22 protein-coding genes and 1 tRNA gene are annotated in these 21590 nt (G+C 60.8%); 12 read left to right on the top strand and 11 right to left on the bottom strand.

Annotated features, from left to right (window positions below):
- Positions 1 to 169 precede the first annotated feature (169 nt).
- Both glnL and ntrC read left to right on the top strand, forming a co-directional pair.
- Positions 170 to 1255, top strand: a complete 1086-nt coding sequence (glnL, locus tag AB4P90_RS02610) for a nitrogen regulation protein NR(II) (protein ID WP_014716523.1) — start codon at positions 170 to 172, stop codon at positions 1253 to 1255.
- Entirely contained in the window at positions 1252 to 2688 is a 1437-nt protein-coding gene (gene ntrC / locus AB4P90_RS02605; RefSeq protein ID WP_003187806.1) for a nitrogen regulation protein NR(I), read from the top strand. Before glnL ends, ntrC begins: the two co-directional genes overlap by 4 nt.
- A gap of 446 nt (positions 2689 to 3134) precedes the next feature.
- On the opposite strand, the gene AB4P90_RS02600 is transcribed toward ntrC, so the two are convergent.
- Positions 3135 to 3575 (bottom strand): hypothetical protein, encoded by a 441-nt coding sequence (locus AB4P90_RS02600; protein ID WP_032901813.1) that lies wholly within the window; start codon positions 3573 to 3575, stop codon positions 3135 to 3137.
- Between AB4P90_RS02600 and AB4P90_RS02595 the strand changes: the two genes are divergently transcribed.
- The gene (locus AB4P90_RS02595) at positions 3574 to 4029 is read left to right on the top strand and encodes a tRNA (cytidine(34)-2'-O)-methyltransferase (protein WP_003171120.1); all 456 of its coding nucleotides are present in this window, start codon (positions 3574 to 3576) and stop codon (positions 4027 to 4029) included. The two genes, AB4P90_RS02600 and AB4P90_RS02595, sit on opposite strands and share 2 nt — an antisense overlap.
- 158 nt (positions 4030 to 4187) lie before the next feature.
- Here AB4P90_RS02595 and secB read toward each other — a convergent pair whose 3' ends face one another.
- From secB to AB4P90_RS02580, 3 genes are read right to left on the bottom strand one after another with little or no spacing between them, the layout of a single operon-like run.
- A complete protein-coding gene (gene secB, locus AB4P90_RS02590) occupies positions 4188 to 4667 on the bottom strand; it encodes a protein-export chaperone SecB (protein WP_014716520.1) in 480 nt (159 codons plus the stop codon).
- Positions 4668 to 4709: 42 nt separating this feature from the next.
- Positions 4710 to 4964: a glutaredoxin 3 gene (gene grxC / locus AB4P90_RS02585; RefSeq protein ID WP_019819989.1), complete on the bottom strand. Its 255-nt coding sequence runs from the start codon at positions 4962 to 4964 to the stop codon at positions 4710 to 4712.
- 1 nt (position 4965) lies between these two features.
- The gene (locus tag AB4P90_RS02580; RefSeq protein WP_003187796.1) at positions 4966 to 5379 is read right to left on the bottom strand and encodes a rhodanese-like domain-containing protein; all 414 of its coding nucleotides are present in this window, start codon (positions 5377 to 5379) and stop codon (positions 4966 to 4968) included.
- A gap of 151 nt (positions 5380 to 5530) precedes the next feature.
- On the opposite strand from AB4P90_RS02580, the gene gpmI reads away from it, so the two are divergent.
- The 4 genes from gpmI to AB4P90_RS02560 all read left to right on the top strand — a co-directional run bounded on the left by gpmI (position 5531) and on the right by AB4P90_RS02560 (position 10731).
- Positions 5531 to 7057, top strand: a complete 1527-nt coding sequence (gpmI, locus tag AB4P90_RS02575) for a 2,3-bisphosphoglycerate-independent phosphoglycerate mutase (protein WP_288856824.1) — start codon at positions 5531 to 5533, stop codon at positions 7055 to 7057.
- 258 nt (positions 7058 to 7315) lie between these two features.
- Positions 7316 to 8611, top strand: coding sequence for a murein hydrolase activator EnvC family protein (locus tag AB4P90_RS02570; protein WP_395605635.1), 1296 nt, complete (start codon positions 7316 to 7318; stop codon positions 8609 to 8611).
- 30 nt (positions 8612 to 8641) lie between these two features.
- Positions 8642 to 9955, top strand: a complete 1314-nt coding sequence (locus AB4P90_RS02565; protein WP_395605634.1) for a S41 family peptidase — start codon at positions 8642 to 8644, stop codon at positions 9953 to 9955.
- A 2-nt stretch (positions 9956 to 9957) separates the two neighbouring features.
- On the top strand, positions 9958 to 10731 hold the full coding sequence (locus AB4P90_RS02560) for a divergent polysaccharide deacetylase family protein (RefSeq protein WP_019819983.1): 774 nt from the start codon (positions 9958 to 9960) through the stop codon (positions 10729 to 10731).
- A gap of 136 nt (positions 10732 to 10867) precedes the next feature.
- On the opposite strand, the gene AB4P90_RS02555 is transcribed toward AB4P90_RS02560, so the two are convergent.
- The 7 genes from AB4P90_RS02555 to AB4P90_RS02525 form a co-directional block, all read right to left on the bottom strand.
- Entirely contained in the window at positions 10868 to 11623 is a 756-nt protein-coding gene (locus AB4P90_RS02555; RefSeq protein ID WP_069868907.1) for an ABC transporter substrate-binding protein, read from the bottom strand.
- 66 nt (positions 11624 to 11689) lie between these two features.
- Complete coding sequence (hisF, locus tag AB4P90_RS02550) at positions 11690 to 12460, bottom strand: imidazole glycerol phosphate synthase subunit HisF (protein ID WP_003187786.1); 771 nt, start codon at positions 12458 to 12460, stop codon at positions 11690 to 11692.
- A 9-nt stretch (positions 12461 to 12469) separates the two neighbouring features.
- The gene (hisA, locus tag AB4P90_RS02545) at positions 12470 to 13207 is read right to left on the bottom strand and encodes a 1-(5-phosphoribosyl)-5-[(5-phosphoribosylamino)methylideneamino]imidazole-4-carboxamide isomerase (RefSeq protein ID WP_003187784.1); all 738 of its coding nucleotides are present in this window, start codon (positions 13205 to 13207) and stop codon (positions 12470 to 12472) included.
- Positions 13208 to 13246: 39 nt separating this feature from the next.
- A complete protein-coding gene (locus AB4P90_RS02540) occupies positions 13247 to 13504 on the bottom strand; it encodes a DUF2164 domain-containing protein (RefSeq protein ID WP_014716514.1) in 258 nt (85 codons plus the stop codon).
- Positions 13504 to 14142 carry an imidazole glycerol phosphate synthase subunit HisH gene (gene hisH / locus AB4P90_RS02535; RefSeq protein ID WP_014716513.1) on the bottom strand — a complete coding sequence of 213 codons (639 nt, stop codon included), beginning with the start codon at positions 14140 to 14142 and terminating at the stop codon, positions 13504 to 13506. The genes AB4P90_RS02540 and hisH overlap by 1 nt, the downstream gene beginning before the upstream one ends.
- A complete protein-coding gene (gene hisB / locus AB4P90_RS02530) occupies positions 14142 to 14738 on the bottom strand; it encodes an imidazoleglycerol-phosphate dehydratase HisB (RefSeq protein WP_003187781.1) in 597 nt (198 codons plus the stop codon). The genes hisH and hisB overlap by 1 nt, the downstream gene beginning before the upstream one ends.
- 291 nt (positions 14739 to 15029) lie before the next feature.
- A complete protein-coding gene (locus AB4P90_RS02525; protein WP_014716512.1) occupies positions 15030 to 16691 on the bottom strand; it encodes an OFA family MFS transporter in 1662 nt (553 codons plus the stop codon).
- A gap of 326 nt (positions 16692 to 17017) precedes the next feature.
- Here AB4P90_RS02525 and AB4P90_RS02520 point away from each other — a divergent pair, with 326 nt between their 5' ends.
- The 5 genes from AB4P90_RS02520 to AB4P90_RS02500 all read left to right on the top strand — a co-directional run bounded on the left by AB4P90_RS02520 (position 17018) and on the right by AB4P90_RS02500 (position 21590).
- Positions 17018 to 19234: an AsmA family protein gene (locus AB4P90_RS02520; protein WP_395605633.1), complete on the top strand. Its 2217-nt coding sequence runs from the start codon at positions 17018 to 17020 to the stop codon at positions 19232 to 19234.
- A complete protein-coding gene (gene mutY / locus AB4P90_RS02515; protein ID WP_038448518.1) occupies positions 19231 to 20298 on the top strand; it encodes an A/G-specific adenine glycosylase in 1068 nt (355 codons plus the stop codon). Before AB4P90_RS02520 ends, mutY begins: the two co-directional genes overlap by 4 nt.
- Positions 20295 to 20567 carry an oxidative damage protection protein gene (locus AB4P90_RS02510; protein ID WP_014716509.1) on the top strand — a complete coding sequence of 91 codons (273 nt, stop codon included), beginning with the start codon at positions 20295 to 20297 and terminating at the stop codon, positions 20565 to 20567. Before mutY ends, AB4P90_RS02510 begins: the two co-directional genes overlap by 4 nt.
- A gap of 103 nt (positions 20568 to 20670) precedes the next feature.
- A tRNA-Phe gene (locus tag AB4P90_RS02505) sits at positions 20671 to 20746 on the top strand.
- Positions 20747 to 20918: 172 nt separating this feature from the next.
- Positions 20919 to 21590, top strand: a complete 672-nt coding sequence (locus AB4P90_RS02500; RefSeq protein ID WP_168223954.1) for a hypothetical protein — start codon at positions 20919 to 20921, stop codon at positions 21588 to 21590.

Here is a 21590-nt window from a genome sequence, read left to right as displayed (position 1 = left end):
CATTTTGGTTCGAAACTTCCCGTTGAGGCTGGCAGAACGCCACAGTTTCGCGCCTGAACCCCTTATTTCAGGGCATTAGCGCTTCTTTTCGGAGCCTTGGTTTGGTTTTTGCATTTTCCTTGTATCAGCGTGTGCCTCAAGCCCGCGCCTTGCTCCAAAAGAGGTCCCGATGACCATCAGCGATGCACTGCACCGTTTGTTACTCGACAACCTGACCACCGCGACCATCCTGCTCAATGCCGACCTGCGCCTTGAGTACATGAACCCGGCGGCGGAGATGCTCCTGGCGATCAGCGGCCAGCGCAGCCATGGGCAGTTCATCAGCGAATTGTTCACCGAGTCGGCCGAAGCCTTGAGTTCGTTGCGCCAGGCCGTGGAGCAGGCACATCCGTTCACCAAGCGCGAAGCGATGCTCACCGCGCTCACCGGACAAACGTTGACCGTCGACTACGCCGTGACCCCAATCCTGAGCAATGGCGCGACCCTGCTGCTGCTCGAAGTCCACCCCCGCGACCGCCTGCTGCGCATCACCAAGGAGGAAGCGCAGCTGTCCAAGCAGGAAACCAGCAAGATGCTGGTGCGCGGCCTCGCCCATGAGATCAAAAACCCGCTGGGCGGCATTCGCGGCGCGGCACAGTTGTTGTCCCGCGAGCTGCCGGACGAGCACCTCAAGGACTACACCAACGTCATCATCGAAGAAGCCGACCGTCTGCGTAACCTGGTAGACCGTATGCTCGGCTCCAACAAGCTGCCGTCCCTGGCGATGACCAACGTGCATGAGGTGCTGGAGCGCGTCTGCCAATTGGTCGAGGCCGAAAGCCAAGGTTGCATCACCTTGGTGCGCGACTACGACCCAAGCATTCCCGACGTGTTGATCGACCGCGAGCAGATGATCCAGGCGGTGCTCAACATCGTGCGCAACGCCATGCAGGCCATCAGCAGCCAGAACGAGCTGCGCCTGGGCCGCATCAGTTTGCGCACCCGCGCCCTGCGCCAGTTCACCATCGGCCATGTGCGCCATCGCCTGGTGACCAAGGTGGAGATCATCGACAACGGCCCCGGCATTCCTGCGGAGCTGCAGGAAACCATCTTTTTTCCCATGGTCAGCGGCCGCCCGGACGGTACCGGGCTGGGCCTGGCCATTACCCAGAACATCATCAGCCAGCACCAGGGCCTGATCGAATGTGAGAGCCACCCTGGCCACACCACGTTCTCGATCTTCCTGCCATTGGAACAAGGAGCCCCCACGACATGAGCCGTAGTGAAACTGTCTGGATCGTCGATGACGACCGTTCTATCCGCTGGGTCCTCGAGAAAGCCTTGCAACAAGAAGGCATGACCACCCAGAGCTTCGACAGCGCCGATGGGGTGATGAGCCGCCTGGCACGTCAGCAACCGGACGTGATCATTTCCGATATCCGCATGCCTGGGGCCAGTGGCCTGGACTTGCTGGCGCGCATTCGCGAGCAGCACCCGCGCTTGCCGGTGATCATCATGACCGCCCACTCGGACCTGGACAGCGCTGTCGCGTCCTATCAGGGCGGCGCCTTTGAATACCTGCCCAAGCCATTTGACGTGGATGAGGCGGTAGCGCTGGTCAAACGCGCCAACCAGCACGCCCAGGAACAACAGAACCAGGAAGCGCCGCCGACCCTGACCCGTACTCCGGAAATCATCGGGGAAGCGCCGGCGATGCAGGAAGTGTTTCGCGCCATCGGGCGCTTGAGCCATTCCAACATCACCGTGTTGATCAACGGCGAATCGGGGACCGGTAAAGAACTGGTGGCCCACGCCCTGCACCGCCACAGCCCTCGGGCGGCCTCGCCGTTTATCGCACTGAATATGGCGGCGATTCCCAAGGATTTGATGGAGTCCGAGCTGTTCGGCCATGAAAAAGGCGCGTTCACCGGGGCAGCCAACCTGCGTCGCGGACGCTTTGAACAGGCGGACGGCGGCACACTGTTCCTCGATGAAATCGGCGACATGCCGGCCGATACTCAGACTCGCTTGCTGCGCGTGCTGGCTGACGGCGAGTTCTATCGTGTGGGCGGGCATACGCCGGTGAAGGTGGATGTGCGCATCATCGCGGCCACCCACCAGAACCTGGAAACACTGGTGCATGCGGGTAAATTCCGTGAGGACTTGTTCCACCGCCTCAACGTGATCCGCATCCACATTCCGCGCATGTCGGACCGCCGCGAAGATATCCCTACCCTCGCCCGCCATTTCCTCAGCCGCGCCGCCCTGGAGCTGGCGGTGGAGCCCAAGCTGCTCAAAAGCGAGACCGAGGAATACCTCAAGAATCTGCCGTGGCCCGGCAACGTGCGCCAGCTGGAGAACACCTGCCGCTGGATCACCGTAATGGCCTCCGGGCGCGAAGTGCACATCAGCGACCTGCCGCCGGAGCTGCTGAGCCTGCCGCAGGACTCGGCTCCCGTGACCAACTGGGAACAGGCGCTGCGCCAATGGGCCGACCAGGCCTTGGCACGCGGCCAGTCGAACCTGCTGGACAGCGCCGTGCCAGCGTTCGAGCGGATCATGATCGAGACCGCGCTCAAACACACCGCCGGCCGCCGCCGTGATGCCGCCGTGCTGCTGGGTTGGGGGCGCAATACCCTGACGCGCAAGATCAAGGAATTGGGAATGAAGGTGGATGGTGGGGATGATGACGAGGGTGATGAAGCCTGAACCCCAAGACCGCTGAAGGCCCCGTGTGGGAGCCGGGCTTGCCCGCGATGACGGTGTGTCAGTCACCCAGTATAGGGCTGACACGCCGTCATCGCAGGCAAGCCAGCTCCCACATTGGTTTTGTGCAATGCCTGCAGACTGTGCACCGCTTCAATGCACGATGAACCGGCATTGAGCACAGACCAGAAAACTCGCCTATCGCTTTCGCTACAAATTTCTTGGCAGCAGAAACAAACAAAGCCCCGTATTCCGGGGCTTTGCGCTTTTTGGCATTTTTTTCCAGCAGCAATTGCAGGTTTTGGCACGCCCCCTGCAATAACCCCCAGTACTACCCAGTTTCGGGGACCTTGGTACAGGCAGGCCGAGAATCCCCTCTTTAACACCGAAGCCTCAGGCTTCACCCCGTTTTGGGAGCCCTGGTACAGGCAGGCCGGGAACTCCCTCTTTTATTGCTCTTGGAGATGGATCTCCAGCCGCCAGCGGCCATCGACCTCTGCACCGCTCCACTCCCCACGCAACGGCCGAGCCGCCACCAGGTTCAGCAGCAGGCCAGCATCGGTCTTGCGTATGCGCCAATTCACGTCCTTGTCATTGACCTTGAGCTGCCCGCTGGCAGCCTTGCCCTGGGCGTCAAACAGCAACGCCACGGTGCCGTCGATATGCTCGCCGTGCAGCTTGGGTTCGTCGTTGAACCACACCACCAAACCATCCGCCGCAGGTTCTACCTGTTGCAGCTCAAGCGGCTCGGGGGTGGTCAAGCGACCGAGCATCAAGCCAATCATCAAGCCGACAATCGCCAATGAGCCCAACACCCTCGGCAATAGCTTCGGTCTCGGGTCGTCTTCGGGGGTAGAATGCAGCGCATCTTTGCCTTCGGAGCCGTGCATGTTTCACGTCATCCTTTTTCAACCAGAAATTCCGCCGAATACCGGCAACGTTATCAGGCTGTGCGCCAACAGTGGCTGCCACCTGCATTTGATCGAGCCGCTGGGCTTTGACATGGACGACAAGCGCCTGCGCCGCGCCGGGCTGGACTACCACGAGTACGCCACCCTCAAGCGCCATGCCGACCTGGCCAGTTGCCTGGAGAGCCTGGGCCACCCTCGGCTGTTCGCGTTCACCACCAAGGGCTCGCGGCCGTTTCACGATGCCAGCTTTGCCGAGGGCGATGCCTTCCTGTTCGGCCCAGAAAGCCGGGGCCTGCCGGCCGAGGTGCTCGACGCATTGCCCGATGGCCATCGCCTGCGCTTGCCGATGCGTGAAGGCTGCCGCAGCCTGAACCTGTCGAACACCGTGGCCGTCGCTGTTTACGAAGGCTGGCGACAACTGGGCTTTAAATAAAACGCAAAACAAATGTGGGAGGGGGCTTGGGTGGGAGCCGGGCTTGCCCGCGATGCAGGCACCTCGGTGTGTCAGTCACACCGCAGTGATGCTATCGCAGGCAAGCCAGTTCCCACCCAAGCCCGCTCCCACATTTTTGATCGGCGCCGCTCAAAAAATCATTGAACGGTCGGAGCGCCTTCCTGTTGCATGCGCTGCAGCTCTTGGGCGTACAGGGCATCGAAGTTCACCGGGGCCAGCATCAGGGCCGGGAACGAACCACGGGTGACCAGGCTGTCCAAGGTCTCACGGGCATACGGGAACAGGATGTTCGGGCAGAACGCGCCCAGAGTGTGGCTCATGGACGCTTCGTCCAGGCCCTGGATCAGGAAGATACCGGCCTGTTGCACTTCAGCGATGAAAGCGACCTCTTCACCATTCTTGACGGTGACCGACAGGGTCAGCACGACTTCGTGGAAGTCGCCTTCCAGGGCTTTCTGACGGGTGTTCAGGTCCAGCGCAACGCTTGGGGTCCATTCCTGACGGAAGATCGCCGGGCTTTTCGGCGCTTCGAACGACAGGTCGCGCACGTAGATGCGCTGCAGCGAAAACTGTGGGCCTTGAGCTTCTGCTGCTTCGGTATTCTGTTGATCAGTCATCGCAGATCCTTCTTTATCTTGGGGTTCTTAAGGGGTTGGCAGTCAGACGGACAGCAGCGCATCAAGTTTACCGGCGCGCTCCAGAGCGAACAGGTCATCGCAACCACCGATATGCCGGGTGCCGATCCAGATCTGCGGGACCGACGTGCGGCCAGCCTTCTGGGCCATTTCGGCGCGCACCTGAGGCTTGCCATCAACCTTGATCTCTTCGAAGGCGACCTTCTTGCTCTGCAGCAGCTGCTTGGCTCGAATGCAAAACGGGCAATAATCGCTGGAATATACGACAACCTGGCTCATATCACTTCACCAACGGCAGGTTATCGCCACGCCAGCTGCTGATACCACCCGACAGCTTGGCGGCGGTGAAGCCGGTCTTGAGCATCTCGCGGGCGTGGGTGCCCGAGTGCTGGCCTTGGGCGTCGACCAGGATAATGGTCTTGGCCTTGTATTTTTCCAGCTCGGCCAAGCGCGCGATCAGCTTGTCCTGAGGAATGTTCAGGGCACCAACGATATGGCCGGCGGCATAATCCTTGGCCGGGCGAATATCGACGACAACGGCCTCATCCTTGTTGACCAGGGCGGTCAGCTCCGACGTGCTCAGGCTGCGACCACCGCGGCTCAGTTCATGCGCGATCAGCAGCGCCAGCAGGATGACGAAGGCACCCACGAGCAGGTAGTGGGCAGTGGCAAATGCAATCAGGTGATCAACCATCAAGGAGGTTCCAGGGCGTTAAAATGGCGGTAAGTATACACAGCCGCCAAGGAGGGCCAACCCCCGTAAAGCGGTGACGCGCTCGGAACTTCGCTTTAAACTGCCACTCCCTTTTCCATTGTCTTCCTTTATTACCGCCGCGAGAGGATCTATGACTACCACGCCTAAACCTTTGGTCCTGATAATTCTCGATGGCTTCGGACACAGTGAAAGCCACCACGACAACGCCGTGTACTCGGCCAACAAGCCCGTGCTGGACCGCCTGACTGCAACGGTTCCCAACGGTTTGATCTCAGGTTCCGGCATGGACGTGGGCCTGCCGGAGGGCCAGATGGGTAACTCGGAAGTCGGCCACATGAACCTCGGCGCCGGACGAGTGGTATATCAAGACTTCACGCGTGTGACCAAAGCGATCCGCGAGGGTGAGTTTTTCGAGAACCCGACCATCTGCGCGGCGGTCGATAAAGCCGTCGCCGCCGGTAAAGCCGTGCACTTCATGGGCCTGTTGTCGGACGGCGGCGTACATAGCCATCAGGATCACTTGGTCGCCATGGCCGAACTGGCGTTCAAGCGCGGTGCCGACAAGATCTACCTGCACGCCTTCCTCGACGGCCGCGACACACCGCCCAAAAGCGCGCAATCGTCGATCGAGCTGCTCGACGCCACCTTCGCCGCCCTGGGCAAGGGCCGCATCGCCAGCCTGGTGGGCCGTTACTTCGCCATGGACCGCGATAACCGCTGGGACCGTGTCGCCCAGGCCTACAACCTGATCGTCGAAGGCCAGGCCGAATTCAACGCGGCCAACGCCCAGGAAGGCCTGGAAGCAGCCTACGCCCGTGGCGAGAGCGATGAGTTCGTCAAGGCCACCACCATCGGCGAGCCGGTGAAGGTCGAAGACGGCGACGCCATGGTGTTCATGAACTTCCGCGCCGACCGCGCCCGTGAACTGAGCCATGTGTTCGTCGATGAAGGCTTCAAGGACTTCGAGCGCGCACGCCAGCCAAAGGTCGAGTTCGTCATGCTTACCCAATACGCCGCCAACATCCCGGCCCCGTCGGCATTCGCCCCGGGCAGCCTGGAAAACGTGCTGGGCGACTACCTGGCTAAAAACGGCAAGACCCAGCTGCGCATCGCCGAAACCGAGAAATACGCCCACGTGACGTTCTTCTTCTCCGGTGGCCGCGAAGAGCCGTTCCCCGGCGAAGAGCGCATCCTGATCCCGTCGCCAAAAGTCGCTACCTACGACTTGCAGCCGGAAATGAGCGCACCGGAAGTGACCGACAAGATCGTCGACGCCATTGATCACCAGCGTTACGACGTGATCGTCGTCAACTACGCCAACGGCGACATGGTTGGCCACAGCGGCAACCTGGAAGCGGCGGTCAAGGCCGTGGAATGCCTGGATAAATGTGTTGGCCGCATCGTCGACGCGCTGGAAAAAGTCGGCGGCGAAGCACTGATCACCGCCGACCACGGCAACTGCGAACAGATGTCCGACGAATCCACTGGTCAGGCTCACACAGCCCACACCACCGAGCCGGTACCGTTCATCTATGTCGGCAAACGTGACCTGAAAGTGCGGGAAGGTGGCGTGCTGGCGGATGTGGCGCCGACCATGCTGAAACTGATGGGGCTGGAGCAACCGAAGGAGATGACAGGGACCTCGATCCTGGTCTGATCCAAAGTGCGCCACAAAACAGTGTCGGAGCGGGCTTGCCCGCGATAGCGGCTAATCAGTCGACATCTATGTCGCTGACCCACCGCAATCGCGGGCAAGCCCGCTCCCACATTGGTTTTGTGGTGTTTGATAGATGTCTTTTTGCCATACCATCGCCACTCGGCGGCTATCTTGCCCTACCGCCCCAATTGGGCGTTTTTTTTGCAGCGCTTGGCGGGCATACTAGGCCGTCCTTTTCCCCTGGTGTCGCCCGCCTCTATGCTTCGCGCCTTGATCACCCTTGCTCTTGTCTGCCTGCTCCAACCGGCATTTGCCGATGAGCGCGCACAAACCCAACAACAGTTGGACGCTACGCGTCAGGACATTACCGAGCTGAAAAAACTGCTCGGCAAGCTCCAGGAAGAAAAATCCGGGGTGCAGAAAGACCTGCGCGGCACGGAAACCGAGATGGGCAAGCTGGAGAAGCAGGTCCAGGAGCTGCAAAAAGAACTAAAGAAGAGCGAGTCGGAACTGGAGCGACTCGACGCTGAGAAAAAAAAACTCCAGAGCGCACGCGTTGAACAGCAACGCCTGATCGCGATCCAGGCCCGTGCCGCGTACCAGAGCGGCCGCCAGGAGTACCTCAAGCTGCTGCTCAACCAGCAGAACCCGGAAAAATTCGCCCGTACCCTCACCTATTACGACTACCTGAGCCAGGCACGCCTGGCGCAATTGAAGGGGTTTAACGAAACCCTGCGCCAATTGGCCAATGTCGAGCAGGAGATTGCCGACCAGCAATCGCAACTGCTCGACCAGAAAACCGCCCTCGACACCCAGCGTGATCAGTTGGACAAGGTGCGCAAGGAACGCCAGCAGGCCCTGGCCAAGCTCAACAGCGACGTAAAAGCCCGCGACGCCAAGCTCCAGGCACGCGAGCAGGACCAGGCCGACCTGGCCAAAGTCCTCAAGACTATCGAAGAAACCCTGGCCCGCCAGGCACGCGAGGCCGAAGAAGCGCGGCAAAAAGCGCTGATCGCCCAGCAGGAAGCCAAAAAAAAGCGTCAGCGTGAGGCCGAACTGGCTGCCACCAGCGACGCTCCGGCCCCGCGCAAACCGGCGCGTGCAGCCCCTGGCCCGCTGGTTTCCAGCAGTGGCGAGTCCTTCGGTGGCCCTTTTGCTTCAGCTCGGGGCAAACTTCCATGGCCGGTTGATGGTCGATTACTGGCACGCTTTGGGGAAACCCGTGGCGATGACACCCGTGCCAAGTGGGACGGCGTGATGATCAGCGCCTCTGCCGGCAGCCAGGTCCACGCCGTGCATGGTGGGCGCGTGGTGTTCGCCGATTGGTTGCGGGGCGCCGGCTTGCTGGTGATTCTTGACCACGGTAATGGCTATTTGAGCCTTTACGGCCACAATCAGACACTACTCAAGTCGGCAGGTGATGTTGTAAAAGCCGGTGAATCCATCTCCACTGTCGGTAACAGTGGTGGCCAGGACACCCCGGCGCTGTACTTTGCTATTCGTCAGCAGGGCCGCCCGAGCGACCCTGCACAATGGTGCCGGTCCCAAGGATAGGGTCGCATCTACATTAGGAGTTCGTTCGACATGCTGCATTTGTCCCGCCTCACTTCGCTGGCCCTGACGATCGCTCTGGTGATCGGCGCGCCTCTGGCTTTTGCCGACCAGGCCGCACCGGCTGCACCTGCCACGGCTGCGACGACCAAGGCGCCATTGCCGCTGGACGAGCTGCGCACCTTTGCCGAGGTCATGGACCGGATCAAGGCAGCGTATGTCGAACCCGTAGACGACAAGGCCCTGCTGGAAAATGCCATCAAGGGCATGCTCAGCAACCTCGACCCGCACTCCGCCTACCTGGGCCCGGAAGATTTCGCCGAGCTGCAGGAAAGCACCAGTGGTGAGTTCGGCGGCCTGGGCATCGAAGTGGGCTCCGAAGACGGCCAGATCAAAGTGGTCTCGCCCATCGACGACACCCCAGCGTCCAAGGCCGGCATCCAGGCCGGCGACCTGATCGTGAAGATCAATGGCCAGCCGACCCGTGGCCAGACCATGACCGAAGCCGTCGACAAGATGCGCGGCAAGCTCGGCCAGAAGATCACCCTCACCCTGGTACGCGACGGCGGCAACCCGTTTGACGTGACCCTGGCCCGTGCGACCATCACGGTCAAGAGCGTGAAGAGCCAGTTGCTGGAGTCGGGCTACGGTTACATCCGTATCACCCAGTTCCAGGTCAAGACCGGCGACGAAGTGGCCAAGGCCCTGGCCAAGCTGCGCAAAGACAACGGCAAGAAGCTCAACGGCATCGTGCTTGACCTGCGCAACAACCCAGGCGGCGTGTTGCAGTCGGCGGTTGAAGTGGTCGACCACTTTGTCACCAAGGGCCTGATCGTTTATACCAAAGGCCGGATTGCCAACTCCGAACTGCGCTTCTCGGCCACCGGCAACGACTTGAGCGAAAACGTGCCGTTGGCGGTGCTGATCAACGGCGGCAGCGCCTCGGCCTCGGAAATCGTCGCCGGCGCCCTGCAAGACCTCAAGCGCGGCGTGCTGATGGGCACCACCAGCTTCGGCAAAGGCTCGGTGCAGACCGTATTGCCGCTGAACAACGAACGCGCACTGAAGATCACCACGGCGCTGTACTACACGCCTAACGGCCGCTCGATCCAGGCCCAGGGCATCGTGCCGGACATCGAAGTACGCCGCGCCAAGATCACCAACGAGATCGATGGCGAATACTACAAAGAGGCCGATCTGCAAGGTCACCTGAGCAATGGCAACGGCGGCGCCGACCAGCCAACCGGCAGCCGCGCCAAGGCCAAGCCGATGCCCCAGGACGATGACTACCAACTGGCCCAGGCACTCAGCCTGCTCAAGGGCTTGAGCATCACCCGCAGCCGTTGATCATGCGCTTTGCCCTGATCTTCGCTGTGCTGTGCAGCCTGGCAGGGGTCGCTCAAGCGGCCCCTGCCGGCGAACCGCACAAAGCCTACCTGACGCTTATCATCGACGACCTGGGGCAAAACCTGCCTCGGGATCGTCGCGTGCTTGCGCTACCCGGCCCGGTGACCGCCGCCATCATGCCGGACACGCCCCACGCCGCCGAATTCGCCCGTGAGGCCCACAAGGCTGGCAAGATCGTGATCCTGCACATGCCTATGGACCCGGCCACCGGCCCATTCGCCTGGCACCCGGAGCTGTCCATCGAAGAACTGGGCAAGCGCCTGGACGCGGCATTTGAAGCCGTGCCCTACACCGCCGGTATCAACAACCACATGGGCAGCCGCATGACTGCACAACCGGTAGCGATGGCCTGGCTGATGGGTGAGTTGCAACGGCGTCACAAGTTCTTCGTCGACAGCCGCACCAGTGCGCAAACCGTCGCCGCCGCCGAGGCACAGAAGATCGGTTTGGCCCATGTGTCGCGGGATGTATTTCTCGATGACGAACGCACCGAGGCAGCGATTACCACGCAACTGCAGACCGCGATCAAACTGGCACATAAGCAGGGTTCGGCAGTCATGATCGGGCATCCTTACCCACAGACGCTGGCGGTGCTGGAGCGCGAATTGCCCAAGCTCAAGGCCCAGGGCGTGGAGTGGATCGATATCAAGTTGATGATCAGCGTGCGCAGTAATCGGGCGATGGCCGGGCATGGCAAGGACGGTATTTACCGTTAAGGAAGATCGCAAAGATCTACTGTGGGAGCGGGCTTGCCCGCGATGGCGGAGTGTCGGTCACACAGGTATTGGCTGATCCAATGTTATCGCGGGCAACCCCGCTCCCACATTGTTGATCATGTTCATCCTGCCGACTTCAGAGGTAACGCGCCATGATTTCGTCTATACGGCCGCTGTTGCGTAACTCATCCAATGCGGCCTGGAGCCTGGCCACCACCTCATCCGGCACGTCCTTGTTCAACGCCAGGTAAAGCTGCGCACTGTTGAACCGCAACACCGTCTTGAGCCCGTTTACCCCCACCTGCCGCGCCAGGTAACGCCCGGCAGGATCGCCGGTGGCCCACAGGTCGATCTGGCCTTCCATGAGCTTTTGCGCATTGTCCTGGTCACGCAGGGCGACCATCGGCTTGAGCCCCTGCTTGTCGAGGCTTTCGGCAATGGCGTCGCCTTTGTAGGCGCCAATCTTGTAGCGGCGCGCTTGCTCCAGGCTTTCTAGCTGAATCTTGCTGTCGGCCTTGGCCAGCATTACCCAATCATCCGGGCCGATGGGGCCGACCCATTTGAACAAGGCTTCACGGTCTGGCAGACGCGCCATCACAAACACACCGTAACCGGGTTTTTCCAGGGCGAGCTTGTAGATTCGTTCCCACGGGAAGCGCAGGGTCAGGTTGTAGGAAATGCCGGCACGCTGGAAGGTTTCGCGCATGATGTCTACGGCGATGCCTTCGATGTTCTCGTCCTTGGCGAAGTTCTTGCCGTTTTTCGCCATGTTGTAGGGCGGGAAATTTTCCGTCAGCAACACCAGGGAGGCGTCAGACGGTTGTTCGGCGTGTGCCGTAGCCGCCATGAACATGGAGGAACTGGCGAGGGCGAGCAGCAGGTGTTTGAACATGAAGGCTACCGGAATCCATGGCAAGCGCAGAGAGTGCCGCGAGCCTGCCATGGTGTCCAGCAGCGTTTAGCGCACGACGATACCGCGCGCCGCCATATAGGCCTTGGCCTCGGGCACGGTGTATTCACCAAAGTGAAAAATACTCGCCGCCAGCACCGCGCTGGCATGGCCTTCGAGCACGCCATCGGCCAAGTGTTGCAGGTTGCCGACGCCGCCCGACGCGATCACCGGGATGCCCAGGGCATCACTGATGGCGCGGGTGACGCCCAGGTCGAAACCGTTTTTCATGCCGTCCTGGTCCATGCTGGTCAGCAGGATTTCACCGGCGCCCAGGCCTTCCATCTTCATCGCCCACTCCACCGCGTCCAGCCCGGTAGGCTTGCGCCCGCCGTGGGTGAAGATCTCCCAGCGCGGGGTTTCGCCCGGGCCGGACACCTTCTTGGCGTCGATAGCCACCACGATGCATTGCGAGCCGAAGTGTTGCGCGGCTTCGCCGACAAACTCGGGGTTGAACACGGCGGCGGTGTTGATCGAGACCTTGTCCGCACCGGCATTGAGCAGGTTGCGGATGTCTTGCACGGTGCGCACGCCACCGCCCACGGTCAGCGGGATAAATACCTGGCTGGCCATGCGCTCGACGGTATGCAGCGTGGTGTCGCGGCCATCGACGCTGGCGGTGATGTCGAGGAAGGTGATCTCGTCGGCACCTTGCTCATCGTAGCGACGGGCGATTTCTACCGGGTCGCCGGCATCACGGATGTTCTCGAACTTGACGCCCTTGACCACACGACCGTTGTCGACGTCCAGGCAAGGGATGATGCGTTTGGCCAGCGCCATGGTCAGTCCTCAGCCGTTGTAGGCGTCGCAGTAAGCCTGAGCTTCGGCGACGTCCAGGGTACCTTCATAGATCGCACGGCCGGTGATGGCGCCGATAATGCCGGGAGCCTTGGCGTCCAGCAGCGACTTGATGTCACCCAGGTTGTGAATGCCGCCCGAGGCGATCACCGGAATCTTGGTGGCCGCTGCCAGGGCTGCGGTGAACGGAACGTTGCAGCCCTGCATCATGCCGTCTTTGGCGATGTCGGTATAAACGATGGCGGACACGCCGTCGGCTTCGAACTGTTTGGCCAGGTCGATCACCTGCACGGTGCTGATTTCAGCCCAGCCATCGGTGGCAACAAAGCCGTCTTTAGCATCCAGGCCGACGATAACCTTGCCGGGGAACGCGCGGCAGGCTTCGGCGACGAAGGCCGGGTCTTTCACGGCCTTGGTGCCGATGATCACGTAGCTCACGCCCGCCTTGACGTAGTGCTCGATGGTTTCCAGGGAGCGGATACCACCGCCGATCTGGATCGGCAGGTTCGGGTAGCGCTTGGCGATGGCGGTGACCACCTCGCCATTGACCGGCTGGCCTTCGAAGGCGCCGTTCAAGTCCACCAGATGCAGACGACGGCAGCCCCCTTCTACCCATTTGGCAGCCATGCTCACCGGGTCATCGGAGAACACCGTGGAATCTTCCATGCGGCCTTGGCGCAGGCGGACACAAGCGCCGTCCTTGAGATCGATAGCGGGGATAATCAGCATCTGGCAAACCTTATTCGATATTCAGCAATGCTTGGGAAATCAGGGTTTCTCAAGCGACCACAAGTCGCTTTCGATGCTTTCGAACCTTTCCTTAAGGAGCGTCTGCGTGTCGAAAACCGCCCTGTTGTAATAATGCGGCGCCACTTCGGTGGTGAACAGCTCAAGAATCTCGGCGACCTCGAACGAACCCAGCTTGAGCTCGAAGCGGTCTTCCATGAAACGTTTGATCTTGTCGGTGGCCGCACGCTCCTGCTCGGGCGTGAGGTTCAAGATCGGCGGCTTCGGTTTCTTGGCCATTACCAGCGACCATCCCAAGCGGCGAAGTTCTGCAGCAATTGCAGGCCATGGGTATGGCTCTTCTCCGGGTGGAACTGCACGGCAAAGCGCGAACCATCGGCCAGCGCGGCGGCAAAATCGACGCCGTAATGCCCGCCACCCACCACCTGGCGCGGGTTACCGGCGGCGATGTAGTAGCTGTGCACGAAGTAGAAACGCGCCATGTCCGGAATGTCGTGCCACAGCGGGTGGTCGACGGTGCGGCGCACTTCGTTCCAGCCCATGTGCGGGACTTTGAGGTGCTCGCCCTCTTCATGCAGGTCTTTGCCGAAGAACTTCACCTGGCCCGGAAACACCCCGATGCAGTCGACACCGCCGTTCTCTTCACTGCTGTCGAGCAAAGCCTGCATGCCCACGCAGATACCGAGGAAGGGGCGGTCCTGGCTGACTTCGCGCACCAGGCTGTCAAAGCCCAGGCGGCGGATCTCGGCCATGCAATCGCGAATCGCGCCAACGCCGGGGAACACCACGCGGTCGGCTTCGCGAATCACGTTGGCATCGCTGGTGATCAGCACCTTGCCGGCACCTACATGCTCAAGGGCCTTGGCCACCGAGTGCAGGTTACCCATGCCGTAATCGATAACCGCGACCGTCTGCATTACAGAACGCCCTTGGTCGACGGCATTTGCCCGCCCATGCGCTCATCGACTTCCACAGCCATGCGCAACGCGCGACCGAAAGCCTTGAACACGGTTTCGATCTGGTGGTGGGTGTTGGTGCCGCGCAGGTTGTCGATGTGCAGGCTGACCAGTGCGTGGTTGACAAAGCCCTGGAAGAATTCCTGGAACAGGTCAACGTCAAAGCCACGGCCCACGTTCGCGCGGGTGTAAGGCACGTGCATCTGCAAGCCAGGGCGGCCGGAGAAGTCGATGACCACCCGGGACAGCGCTTCATCCAACGGGACATAGGCATGGCCGTAGCGACGGATGCCTTTTTTGTCGCCGATGGCCTTGGCAAACGCCTGGCCGAGAGTGATGCCCACGTCTTCCACCATGTGGTGGTCGTCGATATGCAGGTCGCCTTTGCCGACGATATCCAGGTCGATCAGCCCGTGACGGGCGATCTGGTCCAGCATGTGCTCAAGAAAAGGGACACCGATATCGAATCGGGCCTTTCCGGTGCCATCCAGGTTGATCGAGGCTTTGATCTGGGTTTCCAGAGTGTCGCGCTCGACAGATGCCTTACGTTCGGCCATCACCAGCTCCGCAAAATCATTGGGCGAAAAAGGCAGCCATTATAGGGGCGCAGGCGCTAAACAGAAACAACGAAGGGGATAAGACTGACGAGTTGGAGCGAGGAATGTCGGGGATAGACATGTGCATACATGTGAGCATGGGCTTATGTTGGAGCTGGCTTTTGTGGGAGCTGGCTTGCCTGCGATAGCATCACTGCGAGGCAACTGGTACACCGAGGTGCCTGTATCGCAGGCAAGCCAGCTCCCACATTAGCCCGGCCCCACAGGAGCCGGGCCCCCCTTATTGCGGTGTCAGTGGAACAGTACCGCCGTCTTCTGCAGGGTCACCCACACACCCCACGCCAGCGGAATACCCACTACCAGCCACGCGGCAATCGCCAGCGGCTTGCTGGCGGCGGAGGCCTTCCACTCCAGCACGGTGGTGGCATCGGCACCTTTGTCATGGCCCAGCGCCTGTTCGGCGGCAAGTTCTGCATCAGTCATGAAGTACTTATCGGCCACCGGGCGCACCAGCAGGTTGCAGATGAAGCCCAGCACCAGCAAGCCGGCGAGGATGTACAAGGTGATGTCGTAGGCCGCGGCGCGTTCAACGCCGATGCTCAACTGGTATTCACGCAGGTAGTTCACCAGCACCGGGCCCAACACGCCCGCAGCGGCCCAGGCGGTCAACAGGCGACCGTGGATCGCGCCAACCATCTGGGTGCCGAACAGGTCGGCCAGGTAGGCCGGAACCGTGGCAAAACCACCGCCGTACATCGACAGGATGATGCAGAACGCCGCCACAAACAGCGCCACGTTGCCCAGATGCCCCAGGTTCGGGATCAGCGCGTACAGGGCAAAGCCCAGGGCGAAGAACACGAAGTAGGTATTTTTACGCCCCAGGTAGTCAGAGAACGAGGCCCAGAAGAACCGGCCACCGATGTTGAACAGGCTCAACAGGCCGGTAAAACCAGCGGCAATGGCTGCAATGGAGGCCAACTGGCCCGCATCCAATTGGCCGAATGGCACATCAACACCCAACAACTTACCGCCGAACACTTCCTGCAGCAGCGGCGAGGCCATGCCCAAGATGCCGATACCGGCAGACACGTTCAGGCACAGCACCAGCCATACCAGGCGGAACTGCGGGGTTTTCCACGCCACATTCACATGCACGTGACGGTGAGTGATCATCGCATTGCTGGCTTTTTTCGCCGGCGCGGTCCAGCCCTCAGGCTTCCAGCCGGTCGGCGGTACGCGATACAGCAGGGCGCCACCGATCATGAACACGAAATAAATCGCCGCCATGACCACAAAGCTCTGCCATACGCCCACGCTGGTGGGCGAAGAGAAATGGCCCATCAGTGCCGCAGCCAGGGGCGCACCCACCATCGCGCCGCCGCCGAAGCCCATGATCGCCATGCCGGTCGCCATGCCGCGCTTGTCCGGGAACCACTTGATCAAGGTCGAAACGGGCGAGATATAGCCCAGGCCCAAGCCGATACCGCCAATGACACCGGAGCCGATCCACATCAGCCAGATCTGGTGGGTATAGATACCCAGCGCCGAGATCAGCAGGCCACCGCACCAGCACAACGCCGAGACAACGCCGGCCTTGCGTGGCCCGGCATGTTCCAGCCAGCCGCCCCAGATCGCTGCCGAGCAGCCCAGGAAGATGAAGAACAGGGTGTAGATCCAGCCCAGCATGGAGATGGGCCAGTCACATTGGGACGAGAAGACTTGGGCGATAAAGCTCATGTCCGGCGCGCAGGCCACCGGTGCGGTGATACCCAGCGCCTTGGACAACGGCAGCCAGAACACCGAGAAGCCGTAGGCCATGCCGATGCACAGGTGGATGGCCAGGGCGGCCGGTGGAACCAGCCAGCGGTTGAAGCCCGGCTTGGCGATGATGCGCTCCTTGGACAGGAACGCAGGCTGTGCGGCGGCAGTGCCGGCCACAGTGCTAGTGCTCATTGGTGTTTCCCCCAGTTATTGGTATGCGTCCGTCAGGCGCTCTCTCCCTCGGCCTTGCACGCAAAGCGTGGCCGTTTTGTTGAGTGAAGCTCCCTTTTAGGCGCGACCTTAAGTCGCAGAAGGCGGACGAACGTGCAGAGATTAGCACCAGTGGATGACAGAAAAATCAAACTGCCACTACCTTTTTTGGATTATCTGTATTTTTCTGACGTCAAAATCCCATTTCCACGCCGGTGGATACAATGTAACGATCCGTGAACTGACGCCGGCCTTCGGGCGTTATACTCTGCGGCTAAATTTTGAATTCGACATACAAGGACTCGCCCATGAAAGCGTTCGGCAAAATCCTGGGTCTGGTACTTCTGGGGCTGTTGCTGATCATTGTGGCGCTCGGCTTTGCCCTGACCCACCTTTTCGATCCCAACGACTACAAAGAAGAAATTCGCCAGATAGCCCGCGACAAGGCCCACATCGAGCTGACGCTCAATGGCGATATCGGCTGGAGCCTTTTCCCCTGGCTGGGCCTGGAACTGCACGAGGCCAGCGTCGCGACCCTGACCGCACCCACCCAACCTTTCGCCGACTTGCAGATGCTCGGCCTGTCGGTACGCGTACTGCCACTGCTGCGCCGCGAAGTGCAGATGAGCGATGTGCGTGTCGAGGGCTTGAACCTGCGCCTGAACCGCGACAAACAGGGCCACGGCAACTGGGAAGACATCGGCAAGAACCTGCCCGACGAAACCACAGGCACCCCCGCTCCCGCGCCAGTCGAACCCGTGGCTGAAACCAAGCCGGAAAAGCCGCCGCAGCCGATCCGCCTGGACATCGACAGCCTGACCATCAACAACGCTCGTGTTGAGTACACCGATGAACAGACCGGCAAGCAATTGAGTGCCGAGAGCATCCAACTGAGCGCCGGAGCCATCCACGAAGGCGCCAGCATTCCGCTGAAACTCACGGCGTTCCTGGGTAGCAACCAGCCGCTGATGCGGGTCAAGACCGAGCTGAACGGCAACTTGCGCATCCAGCGTGCCCTCAAGCGCTACCAGTTCGAAGACATGCGCTTTAGCGGTGAAGCCACCGGCGAGCCGCTGCAAGGCAAGACCGTGAGCTTCTCTACCCAGGGCCAACTGCTGGTGGACCTGGCGGCCAACGTCGCCGAATGGACCAACCTGAAACTGGCGGCCAACCAATTGCGCGCCTTGGGCGAACTGAAGGCCAATGACCTGGACAAAACCCCGCAAATCAGCGGCGCCCTGTCGGTTGCCCAGTTTGACCTGGCCAAGTTTCTTGAGAGCATCGGCCACCCACTGCCAGCCATGGCCCCAGGTAGCCTGAGCAAGGTCGAGCTGGTGAGCCGCCTCAAGGGCACGCCCACCAGCGTCGCCCTGGAAGACCTGAACCTGAAGCTCGATGGCAGCACCTTCACCGGCCGCGTCGCCGTGGATGATTTCGCCAAGCAGTCCCTGCGTGTGCAGCTCAAAGGCGATACCTTCAATGCCGACAATTACCTGCCGACCAAATCCGAAGCCGCTAAAGGTGCAACCGCTGCACGCCAGGCCGAAGTACAGAGCAGCGAGGCCGGCGCCATGGCGGCAGGCGGCAACACACCATTGCCCGAGGCGCCGACCAAAGGTGCCTGGAGCAATGACAAACTGCTGCCGCTGACGCGCCTGCGCAGCCTGGACGTAAATGCAGACCTGGCCTTTGGCGAGCTGACCCTTAGCCAATTGCCCATTCAAAATGCGGTGCTTAAAGCCTCCGGCATTGACGGGCAACTCAAGCTCGACACCCTTAGCGGCGGTCTCTACAACGGCACGTTCCAGGCCAACGGCACACTCGACGTGCGCCAGGACACGCCAGTGCTGGCCCTGCAAAGCCACATCAAGCAGGTACCTGTTGAACGCATCCTGCAGGCCCAAGGGAAAACTCCGCCGGTCAAAGGCCAGCTCACCCTCGACAGCAACCTCAGCGGCCGCGGCAACAGCCAGAAGGCCCTGATCGACAGCCTCAACGGCACCGCCAGCCTCGTGATCAACAACGGTGTGCTGCTCAATGCCAACATTGAGCAGCAACTGTGTACCGGCATCGCCCTGCTCAACCGCAAGACCCTGAGCACCACGCCAGGCGGCAAGGACACGCCCTTCCAGGAACTGCGCGGCAACCTCACGTTCCGTAACGGCGTGGCCAGCAACCCCGACCTGAAAGTGCGCATTCCTGGCCTGACGCTCAACGGCAACGGTGATGTGGATTTACGTGTGCTGGGTATGGACTACCGCGTCGGCATCATCGTTGAAGGCGACAAGCGCGACGTGCCGGACCCGGCTTGCCAGGTCGGCGCCAACTTCCAGGGCATTGAGGTACCGCTGCGTTGCCGTGGCCCGCTGGAGCTGGGCGCCAAGGCCTGCCGCCTGGACAAGGACGGCCTCGGCCAGGTCGCCCTCAAGGCGGCCGGCAATCGCCTGAACGAGAAGCTGGAAGAGAAACTCGACAAGGTTAATCCCAAGCTCAAAGACGCATTGAAAGGCCTGTTCAACCGATGAAAAACGAGCAGTTTTCACAGGCGGTGCTGGACTGGTACGACCGCCACGGCCGCCACGACCTGCCCTGGCAACAGGGCATCACGCCGTATCGGGTGTGGGTGTCGGAGATCATGCTGCAACAGACCCAGGTGAGCACCGTGCTCAATTATTTCGACCGTTTCATGGCGTCTCTGCCCACGGTCGAAGCCCTGGCCGCCGCGCCGGAAGACGAAGTGCTGCACCTGTGGACGGGCCTGGGCTACTACACCCGGGCGCGTAACCTGCAAAAAACCGCCAAGATCGTTGTCGCCGAATACGGCGGTGAGTTTCCCCGCGACGTCGAAAAGCTCACCGAGCTGCCGGGCATCGGCCTGTCCACCGCTGGCGCGATTGCCAGCCTGAGTATGGGCCTGCGCGCGCCGATCCTCGACGGCAACGTCAAACGCGTGCTGGCGCGCTTTACCGCGCAAGAGGGTTACCCTGGCGAGCCCAAGGTGGCCAAGCAGCTGTGGGCCACCGCAGAGCGCTTTACACCCCATACCCGCGTCAACGCCTACACCCAGGCAATGATGGACATGGGCGCCACGCTCTGCACCCGCAGCAAACCCAGTTGCTTGTTGTGCCCGCTGGAAAAAGGCTGCGAAGCCCACATGCTCGGCCTGGAGACGCGCTACCCGATCCCCAAGCCGCGCAAGACCATTCCGCAAAAGCGCACGCTGATGCCCATGCTGGCGAACGCCGAGGGCGCGATCCTGCTTTACCGTCGCCCGTCTACGGGCTTGTGGGGCGGCTTGTGGAGCTTGCCGGAGCTGGATGACCTGGGCGACCTTGACCACCTGGCCAACCAGCATGCACTCGCGCTGGGCAAGCATCAGGAACTGCCGGGGCTGATCCACACCTTCAGCCACTTCCAGTTGGCCATCGAACCCTGGCTGGTCCAGGTCGAGGAAACCGCCCATCACGTGGCCGAGGCCGACTGGCTCTGGTATAACCTCGCCACCCCGCCGCGCCTGGGCCTTGCCGCCCCGGTGAAAAAACTGCTGAAGCGCGCGGCCGACGTATTGAACGCAGGAGTTTCGTCATGACCCGCACCGTTATGTGCCGTAAGTACAAAGAAGAACTGCCAGCCCTGGAACGTGCCCCTTTTCCGGGTGCCAAAGGCCAGGACATCTACGATAACGTTTCCGCCCAGGCGTGGGCCGACTGGCAAAAACACCAGACCCTGCTGATTAACGAAAAACGCCTGAACATGATGAACGCCGAAGACCGCAAATACCTGCAGGGCGAAATGGACAAGTTCTTTTCCGGCGAGGAATACGCCCAGGCCGAAGGCTACGTCCCACCTGCTCAATAATTGATCAAAAACCGGGGTCGGCACGTAAGCGACGGTAATAATTAAATATTTTTTGAAAACTTGCTTGACGACCCCCTGAAAAACCCGTTTAATGCGCCCCGTTGCCCAGATAGCTCAGTCGGTAGAGCAGGGGATTGAAAATCCCCGTGTCGGCGGTTCGATTCCGTCTCTGGGCACCAAAATACCGAGAAACCCCAAGGAACAATGTGTTCCTTGGGGTTTTTTATTGCCTGCGATTTAATACGACTCACGCATTTACGGACACGATGTCGCAGGAAGACGATTGAGGGTTATTTTTGGCTGGACTCAATCGTTCAGCCTTTACCCAAATCTCAGTTGTAAGGTTTTTTCATGACCCGCTTCTTGCTTTGCACCCTATTCATACTGACCGCCCTGCTCAGTGGGTGTGCCACGCAGTTGGACGTAGCAATCAACGCAACGCCTGACCCGGACTACCACTTTGACCGACAGGCAACCGTGCTGGTGACCTCCACTGGCGGCAGTGACGAAAACTCGCTCAACGCCCGCTACTACTTGCGTGACATGGTCCGCGCCATGCAGGATCAGGGCTTTCGCAATGTCTTCACCGACACCACGCTGCCCAAGAACCATGCACCGATCAAAATGACCGTCACCCTGGATGTCGACAGCAAGCAGGTGACTTATCGCTATACCGCCACCGAATACGGGCAGGTGGCAAACAGCACCACCACCCAATGCAAGAAGAACAAGAAAAAGACCGACCAACTAACCTGCACCAGCACTCCAAACACCTCCTACGGCCCGGTAGGGACCTCGGAGCGCACCGGCTACACCACGCTCACCACCTTCCGGGTCACCGCTCGTGATGAAGTGAGCAGGCGCGCTGTCTACCTGCTACGGGCGTCGTCCTATAACGACGACTGCCAAGCCGCCAAGGTCGAAGCCTTCCTGGTACAGCAGGGTTTGCAGAATCTGAATTTCCAGGATCGCGTGCAGCGCAACTATACGGTCACGATGCCTGAAGGCTTCCGTTGCAAGTAA

Source organism: Pseudomonas sp. B16120 (genome assembly GCF_044218845.1).
GTDB lineage: Bacteria > Pseudomonadota > Gammaproteobacteria > Pseudomonadales > Pseudomonadaceae > Aquipseudomonas > Aquipseudomonas paracarnis.
Note: the sequence above shows the minus strand (reverse complement) of the source record. Positions and strands in the feature narration are given on the sequence as shown.